Origin of the sequence: Actinospica acidithermotolerans (genome assembly GCF_018139625.1) — a bacterium.
GTDB lineage: Bacteria > Actinomycetota > Actinomycetes > Streptomycetales > Catenulisporaceae > Actinospica > Actinospica acidithermotolerans.
Window position 1 is genome coordinate 41406 of the sequence record NZ_JAGSOH010000049.1, and the last position, 7679, is coordinate 49084.

Annotated in this window: 7 protein-coding genes; 6 read left to right on the forward strand and 1 reads right to left on the reverse strand. The window is 69.0% G+C overall.

The window, feature by feature from the left end; genetic code table 11:
* Window positions 1–274 precede the first annotated feature (274 nt).
* From KDK95_RS17620 to KDK95_RS17635, 4 genes are all read left to right on the forward strand, one after another.
* A complete protein-coding gene (locus KDK95_RS17620) occupies window positions 275–1252 on the forward strand; it encodes a hypothetical protein (protein ID WP_212519283.1) in 978 nt (325 codons plus the stop codon).
* Between the two features lie 243 nt (window positions 1253–1495).
* The gene (locus KDK95_RS17625; protein WP_212519284.1) at window positions 1496–2362 is read left to right on the forward strand and encodes a hypothetical protein; all 867 of its coding nucleotides are present in this window, start codon (window positions 1496–1498) and stop codon (window positions 2360–2362) included.
* Between the two features lie 61 nt (window positions 2363–2423).
* Window positions 2424–3356 (forward strand): hypothetical protein, encoded by a 933-nt coding sequence (locus tag KDK95_RS17630; protein WP_212519285.1) that lies wholly within the window; start codon window positions 2424–2426, stop codon window positions 3354–3356.
* On the forward strand, window positions 3357–3935 hold the full coding sequence (locus KDK95_RS17635; RefSeq protein WP_212519286.1) for a hypothetical protein: 579 nt from the start codon (window positions 3357–3359) through the stop codon (window positions 3933–3935). It begins immediately after the preceding gene.
* A 20-nt stretch (window positions 3936–3955) separates the two neighbouring features.
* Here the strand turns inward: KDK95_RS17635 and KDK95_RS17640 are convergent, their stop codons facing one another.
* Entirely contained in the window at window positions 3956–4840 is an 885-nt protein-coding gene (locus KDK95_RS17640; RefSeq protein WP_212519287.1) for an IS5 family transposase, read from the reverse strand.
* A 520-nt stretch (window positions 4841–5360) separates the two neighbouring features.
* Here KDK95_RS17640 and KDK95_RS17645 point away from each other — a divergent pair.
* Together KDK95_RS17645 and istA are read left to right on the forward strand one after the other, a co-directional pair.
* Window positions 5361–6023 (forward strand): tyrosine-type recombinase/integrase, encoded by a 663-nt coding sequence (locus KDK95_RS17645; RefSeq protein ID WP_212519288.1) that lies wholly within the window; start codon window positions 5361–5363, stop codon window positions 6021–6023.
* Between the two features lie 151 nt (window positions 6024–6174).
* On the forward strand, window positions 6175–7679 hold a 1505-nt coding region (gene istA / locus KDK95_RS17650; RefSeq protein WP_212519289.1), incomplete at its 3' end, for an IS21 family transposase.

Below are 7679 nucleotides of genomic sequence, written 5' to 3' on the forward strand. Positions count from 1 at the left end.
GGCGTCGAAGAATGGCCAAGCACGCAACGAGGGTCGACCAGTGACGGGCGGCTGCGGCCTTCGGTGTCCGCTTCGGTTCCCGGGCGCCAGGCGATTGCCTGGCGCCCAGGGCGCGGCGTCGCGGGCGGGCCGCCTCGGCGTCCGCGGGCCTTCGAGTCGCGGCCCTGCCACCACGATCAGTCGGCTCCCCGCACTGCGTCCGGCCACTACCTCGCCTCAGGGTTCTGCTTCAATCGCCGGCGGCGGCTAGGATGCACCCTTGTGATGGGGGCGGGTGCAAGCTCAGGCGGGGATCGGCAGCGTCGGCAGGCGGTGGCCGAGGCGCGCGGGCAGGGCACGTCGCATCGCCCGCGCGCAGGCTGTGGACCAGGCGGCGCTGGCGCGCAAAGTCGAGGACGCCTACCTCCGCTGGTACGAGCATTACGACGCGGGCGCAGACGAGCGTGCCGCCTTCCGGTTCCTGCTGCGCGCCGCCGAGGCGTGCATGGGCGCACTGGTGGTGCTCAGCGCTCTGTCCACGCTGCTGCCTTCGGAAGACGCCGTGCTCCGCGGCGGATTACGCGTCTCGCTCGTTGGCCTTCTCGCGGCTCTCGTGAGGCTCTGTGCGATGTGCCTCGCGAAACGCCTGGGGCCACGGCGAATCCACGAACTCGCGCTGGCGAGTCATGCCTCGGAGCCAGGAGCGCCCGCGCCGCAAGAGGCGATGCTCGTGCTCGTCGCGTTCGCGCTCCGCGCGCAACGCGTCTGCGCTGAAGGCGCGATCACGCCGTGCACGGCCGAACTGCTTGTGCTCGCGCAGTCACTGCGCTCCTGCGCCGCCAGGGTGCTGGCGGACTACGCCACCGCCGAGCTCCGGGGCCGCATACCCCGGAGCCTGCTTTCGGCGCGCCGCCACAGGAACGAGAAGCTCGCCGCGCACCTGCTCGCGCAGGCGGCGACGGTACTCACCGCGGATTCGACCGCAGATCTGACCCGGGCCTGCGCGCCCGCCCAGGACATGCTCAGGGCATGGGCGCACGGGGAGCTGAACACCTACGCGCAGACGCTTCCCGAGAGTCGGCGGCGCGGCATCGTCGCACGAGTCGGAGCGCGTGTCCCGGCGCTGGCACTGATCGCCGTCGGACTGGCCATAACGGCGATCACCCGCCGGCTGACCGGCGCCGGGCTGCCGTTCCTCGAACTCGGCACGGTGCTCGCCGCGAGCCTGCCGACCCCGCTCGACACCATCAGGTTCCTGATCCCTGACCGGTAGCGTGCAGCAGCGCATGCGGGAAAGCGCGTGCAGCGCACTCCACTGGCGAACGCTGAAGCGCGCTCGCCCGTAAGGGTGGAATCGCCTGACGTCCCGGGCGCGATCGCGGCCGATCACAGCGCTGCGCCGTGCCTTCTCAGCGCGGAGCCGCGTTGACGGAGCGCGATCCGGTTCGCCCACACGGCAAATACACTGCGTGCCGATTGAAGTACTCTTCGCCGTCTCGTGGAGGTCGCCGTGGGCATGACAGAGCTGGAATTCACCCGCGCGCTTCGCGATGCCGCCGGTGAGCGCGATAGCAGGCTCTGGCTCGGCGACGTGTTCGGACGCATGCCGAGTGCCGAGATGCGCGAGGACGCCCACCGGTTGGGCAAGAGCCTGCGCAGCGCGCAGGAGTACGCGCACACCTCGAGGATGTGCACGCCGCCCGTGCGCGAGCGGATCAGCGCGAGCCCGGTCCTGGTGTCCTACACGGTCCTGCGTATCGGCGCGCGGGCGAATCGGCTCAAAGTCCCGTACGACGAGAGCTACCACACCCTGCTGCGGATGATCGAGGAGGCGGAGGCTTCGGGCGTCGCCCAGATCACCCCGACCGCCTACCAGATGGCGATCGGCCTCGGCCCGAGGCTGGAGGATCTGTTCGGGCCGGACGGCTCCGAAGAGGGATTCCTCGCCCACCTCGAGGAGACCGCGCCCGGGCCCGATCGCGAGCAGTTCTTCAGCTACCTGGCCGCACAGCAGCGCGAGAACGCGGAGAGGGACCGCGCGATCGCAGACGTGGTGTCGGCCAAGCGGGCCAAGCAGCGCGAATGGCGCGAACGGGAGGAGGGCCGCCTCGGGCTCGCCCCGGATCGCGCCGTGGCTGAGGAGACGGCGTTCGCCCGGGCGGTGTGCGCGATCGACGAGAGCATCAGGGCGCTGAATGCTCGATTCGGTCACCTCATCTCGGCCGACCTCGAAGACGAGCGAAACCGGACCGCCGTTACCCTGGCCCATGCGAGCATCGCGATGTTCGCCAAACGGCTCGGCGCGCGTATCGCTCCGAACGCCGAACCCGCCGTGCTTATCCCCGCCCAGCACGACGGGCGCCTCGACGAGGTGGCGGCGTGATGTCCGGTGGCAACCGGCGGCCCGCCCGCTCGACGGGCGACGCGGGTCGGGCGGGGGCGCTGTGGCCCTCGATGTGATCGAAGACAGCGAGCAGGACCTTGACGAGGACGTCACGCTGTTCACGTCCCTGGACCGCAACGTCGGCTGGAGGCAGGCCTACCTCGTCGCCCGGCGCGTCGAGCCCGTCGATGACAGCGTCGTGGGCCTCGGACAGCCGCGCGCGCGTACCGCATATCGGCGCATCAGCGTCCACGAGTTCGCGCGCCGTGCCCGCACCTCCGACAAGCGCGTGAGGGCTTACCTGCGCGCCTGGGAGCGCGCCGCCGCAGACGGCATTGTGCCCGCCTCGGCCTCCTTGGACCGGGAGACCGCGGTGCAGCTGCCCGACGCGGCGGCGACCCCGTTCTACGGCGAGGAGGGCTACTACCGCGGGCACGAGGCGTACAACATGTCCGAGGCCCGCCTGGAGGCCATCGAACGCGAGTCGGAGTCCCTCGGCATCCGGCCCCAGTCCTGTGCGTTCGTGGCAGCCCACCCGAAGGCGGTGACGGCTGCGATCATCGCCGACGAGCGCACGTACAAGGCGGCGAAGAAGGCATTCGAAGAGTACGAGAGGCGCCAGCAGCAGTCGGACCGCACCGACCGCGAGGCCAACCGGGTGGCGCTCGAAGAGCACCTTCGCAGCGAAAACCAGCCCGAACAGGACGGCGCTGCCACCGGACACGGCGGCCGCGAGGATGAGAGCCTCGAGGGGCAGTGCTCGTCCCGGGTGCTCCAGGATCTCGGCGCCGCCCGTATGAGCGTGCTCAACGCCCTGGCGCTGCTTAGGAAGCACCCCGGAGCCCTCGCTCCGCAGCAGGTTGCCGCGATCACCGACTTCTGCGAGACCACGCGCTCCGCGCTCGAGGACGTGCGCGACCTGGTCGCCACGAACCACCCCGACTTGAGCGACGCAGCCTTGAAGGCGTTCCTGGAAGAAAGCGAGACCCCGTAGATGCCCCGCGACCGTGCAACCCAGACCCCCTTGAAGTCGCAGGTGAACCGCGACGCGGCCGACGTGCTCGCGTTCCTGGAGAAGTTCCCCTTGACGGAGTTCACGAGCAGTCAGATCGCGCGCGGCTCCGGCGTGCCAAAGCACCGGCTCGGCCCCGCGGTCCGCCTCGCCCGCGCCGCGGCGGAGCTGCGCCATGCGCGGATCGAGGACTACGGCTACTCGCAGGATCCCGCCCGCCGCCGGGAGAAGACGCTGCGCTACGTCCCCGAAGGCAAGGGCGACGCATACGGCGCGCGCGACGCCAACCGGTCCTCGCGCGCCGCGATCACCCAGATGGAGAACGCGCGCCGCGCCTGCGACTCCGCGGCCAAGAACCCCCACATTGACAAACGCGCCGGGTACAAGCAGGTCGGGAACGCCTTCGGGTCCTGCCTGAGCACGGTCGCGGGCATCCAGGAAATGGCCGATGAAATCTGGGACCAGAACAGGAAGCTGCTCGAGAACGCGGTGACCATCGCCGCCTACGAGGCGGCGGAGTCGAAGCCGCCCACCCTCTCGATCGTCAGCGATCTGCCCTAGGGTGCGTTTGAATAGTGTGCTCATGACCAGTCGTTGATGGCTGCGATCTGTGCGGTGGCCTCGTACCGGACGGTGAGCTTGTCGTAGCGGGTGGCCACCGCGCGGTGCCTCTTGAGGCGGTTGATCCCGCACTCGACGGCATGGCGCAGCTTGTAGAGCTCCCGGTCGAAGGCGTGCTTGCGCCCACCGCGCGAGCCCTTCTTCTTCCGGTTCGCCTTCTGGTCTTCTTTGACCGGGATCACTCCCTTGATCCCTCGCCGAGACAGGAAGCGCCGGTTGGCCCATGACGAGTAGGCCTTGTCCGCCAGCACCAGGTCCGGGCGCGTGCGCGGGCGCCCGGGGCCGATCCTCGGCACGCGGATGCGGCGCAGGACGGGCGCGAACTGGGGGCTGTCACCGCGTTGCCCGGCGGTGAGCACCAGCGCGAGCAGCCTCTGGCCCTGCTCGATGGCCACGTGCAGTTTCGAGGTCAGTCCGCCCCGTGAGCGCCCGAGCCCGTGGTCGGCCGGCTCGCCGACGGGCGGTTCGACCTGGGCGCCCGGATCGCGCCGGGCGCCCGCGGCGTGCTGGTGTGCGCGGGTGACGGTGGAGTCCACCGACAAGTTCCACGTGATCAGCCCATTCGCATCCGCCCCGGCCTGCAGCGCGGTGAGGATCGCGGACCAGACACCGTCGAGCTGCCAGCGGCGGTAGAGCCAGTACACGCACTGCCACGGCCCGTAATACGGCGGCACATCCCGCCACGGCACCCCGGCCCGGGTGCGCCACCGGATGCCGTCGATCAGCCGCCGCTTGCTGTGCACCATCGGGCGACCAGGCCTTTTGCCGTGCGGAAGCAGCGGTTCGAGCACCGCCCACTGTGCGTCGGTCAGGTCATGGCGCGCGAAAGCAGGTATCGTCTCCACCCGAGGTCTCCGTGCAGGTGAGAGTCTTCTTGGTCGATGAACTCACCTACCGGAGACCTCGTTCATACGCATGCTGCGACACACTGCAGTGATCGGATCGTGACCAGCGCCTTCGTGCGCAACCCACTTTTCAAACGCACCCTAGCCCTCGGCGTGCCGCTCAAGGTAGGTGGCCGCGCCGCGCCTGCAAAGACGTGGGGCACCGCTCCCCGAGTCCACCTGCGCCGCCATTGGCCCCATGCGGCCTAAACGGCGTGTGCCTGGCCTCGCGGGAGTCCGCGAGATCATGAAAAGATGATCTTCTGTGCAGAGGGTGCCACTCGCCTGCCCGCATCTGCTCGCGGCCAGGCAGCGCACGCTGACGTATTGGTGGAGAAAGAGCATGGGTCGACGTCGTAACGGTGAATCGTCCTGCTACCTCGGATCGGATGGCCGGTGGCACGGCCGCGTGAGTGTCGGCCTCAAAGTCGACGGCTCACCGGATAGACGCCACGTCAGCGGACCAGACCAGGACACAGTCTTGGAAAAGATCGGGAAGCTCGAAGCGCTACGGGATGCCGGGAGCGTGGTGGGCCCCGCACGGATCCCGACCGTCGCTCAGTGGATGCGCACGTGGCTCGAGACCATCGCGCCGCGCACGGCTCAGCAGAGCACGGTGGACGAGATCTACCGTCCCAAGGTTGAGCGGTGGATCATCCCGGCGCTGGGCCGTCACCGACTCGACCGGCTCTTACCGCAGCACCTGGACGAGTTCTACACCTCCTGTGCGCGGGCAGGTCTCTCATCCAAGAGCGTGCTGCTGCTGCATCAGATCATCTCGCGCGCTCTGAAAATGGCGCTGAGCCGCGGGCAGGTCCAGCGCAACGTTGCCGGACTTGTCGATGCCCCAACGCACCGGGACGCGGAGATCGAGCCGCTCAGTAGAGCCCAGGCGCGCGCCCTGCTCGATTCCGCTGCTTCGTTGCGCAACGGCGCGCGCTGGTCGGTCGCGTTGGCTCTCGGACTGCGCCAGGCCGAGGCCCTCGGCATGCGCTGGGGATGCGTTGATCTCGATGCCGGCACGGTGCGTGTCTTCCAGATCAAGCGTTCGCGCTACCAGCACGGCTGCGGTGACCCGGCCGCCTGTGGCGCCGCCCGGCACGTTCGGTCATGCAAGCACCCGTGCATGCGCCACTGGCTGTGACGTCTTCTGCGGAGCCCGCTTTGACGTCCTGATCTGAGCCCATCGAGGGGGCGTGCGCGGGGGTACGCCATGTGTGTCGTTTCGAAGTGGACCCGGACTTTCTCTTGCGGTGCAATGCTTTTCCCATCTCACCGCATCAGGGAGGGTTCATGTGGGATTGCCCGTAGAAGAACTGATACGCCGGGTTCGCCGGGATCGCGAAGTCGAAGGCCTGTCGATCCGGGCGCTCGCGCGCAAGCACCGGGTCGGGCGCAAGTTCGTCAGACGCGCCCTGGCCTCGACAATCCCACATCAGCGCAAGACTCCCGAGCGCCAGGCACCGGTGCTGGGACCGTTTCACGAGATTATCGACTCCTGGTTGCGGCAGGACGCGTCGTTGCCGGTCAAGCAGCGCCAGACGCTCGTGCGCATGACCGCGCGGCTGCGCGAGGAGCACGGCTGCCCCGCCGCCTACGGGGCGGTGCGCGACTACGTCGGCAAGCGTCGCCGTCAGTTGGAGGCCGAGCTGTTCTCGGTGCCGGCGGCGCTGCCGGGATTCGTTCCGCGCTTCAACGTCCCCGGCCAGGACGCCGAGGTCGACTTCGGCGAACTGTTCGTGCGCATCGGCGACCAACTGGTCAAGTGCTACCTGTTCGTACTGCGCCTGTGCTACAGCGGCTTCGCGATCCACCGCGCCTATCCCTCCAGCTCACAGGAGGTCTTCCTCGACGCGCACGCGCACGCCTTCCGGGTGCTCGGGGGCGTTCCGGCCGGACAGATCCGCTACGACAACCTGACCCCGGCCGTCGTCAGCGTCGTCTACCGCTCCCGGGACCGGGTCGAGAACCCGCGGTGGAAGGCGTTCCACGAGCACCACGGGCTAACGGTCTGGTACTGCCAGCCCGGCAAGTCCGGGGCGCATGAGAAGGGCGGGGTCGAAGGCGAGATCGGGTATTTCCGCCGCACCTACCTCTCCCCGCCCCCGACCGTCACCGATCTCGACGAGCTCAACTCGATGATCGACGAGTGGCAGGAGCGGGAACTGCACCGTCATATCGGCCAGCGCTCCCGCTCGATCGGCCAGGACTTCGCCACCGAGGCGAAGCTCCTCAAGCCCCTGCCGACAGAACCCTTCGACACTCGCCTGCAGCTCTCGTGCGTCACCGACCGCTACGCGATGATCAACGTTCGGGCCAACCGGTACTCAGTGCCGGCCAGGTTCATCGGCCGTCGCCTGCGGGTGATGCTGGGCGCCGAGGACCTTCTCATCTACCACGGCGTCACCGAGGTCGCCCGCCACCGGCGGTTGATCGCCCGCGGAGAAGAGAAGGTCGAACTCGACCACTACCTCGGGATCCTGCTCGGCCGTCCCGGAGCCCTCCAAGGCTCACGCGTGCTCCACCACGCCCGAGCACAAGGGGCCTTCACCTCCGAACACGAGGCGTACTGGGCCAAGGCGCGCAAAGACCTCGGCGACCAAGACGGAACACGGGCACTGATCCACATCCTGCTGCTGCACCGCCACAACCACCCGGCCGACGTCCAGCACGGCATCCGCACAGCGCTCGGACTCGGCACACTCTCGCTCGACGTCATCGCGCTCGAGACTCGCAAGGCCGCTCAGGCCGCCGGGCGCGCCCCCACCGTCACCGCCCCGCCCGGCGAACATCTCCAACC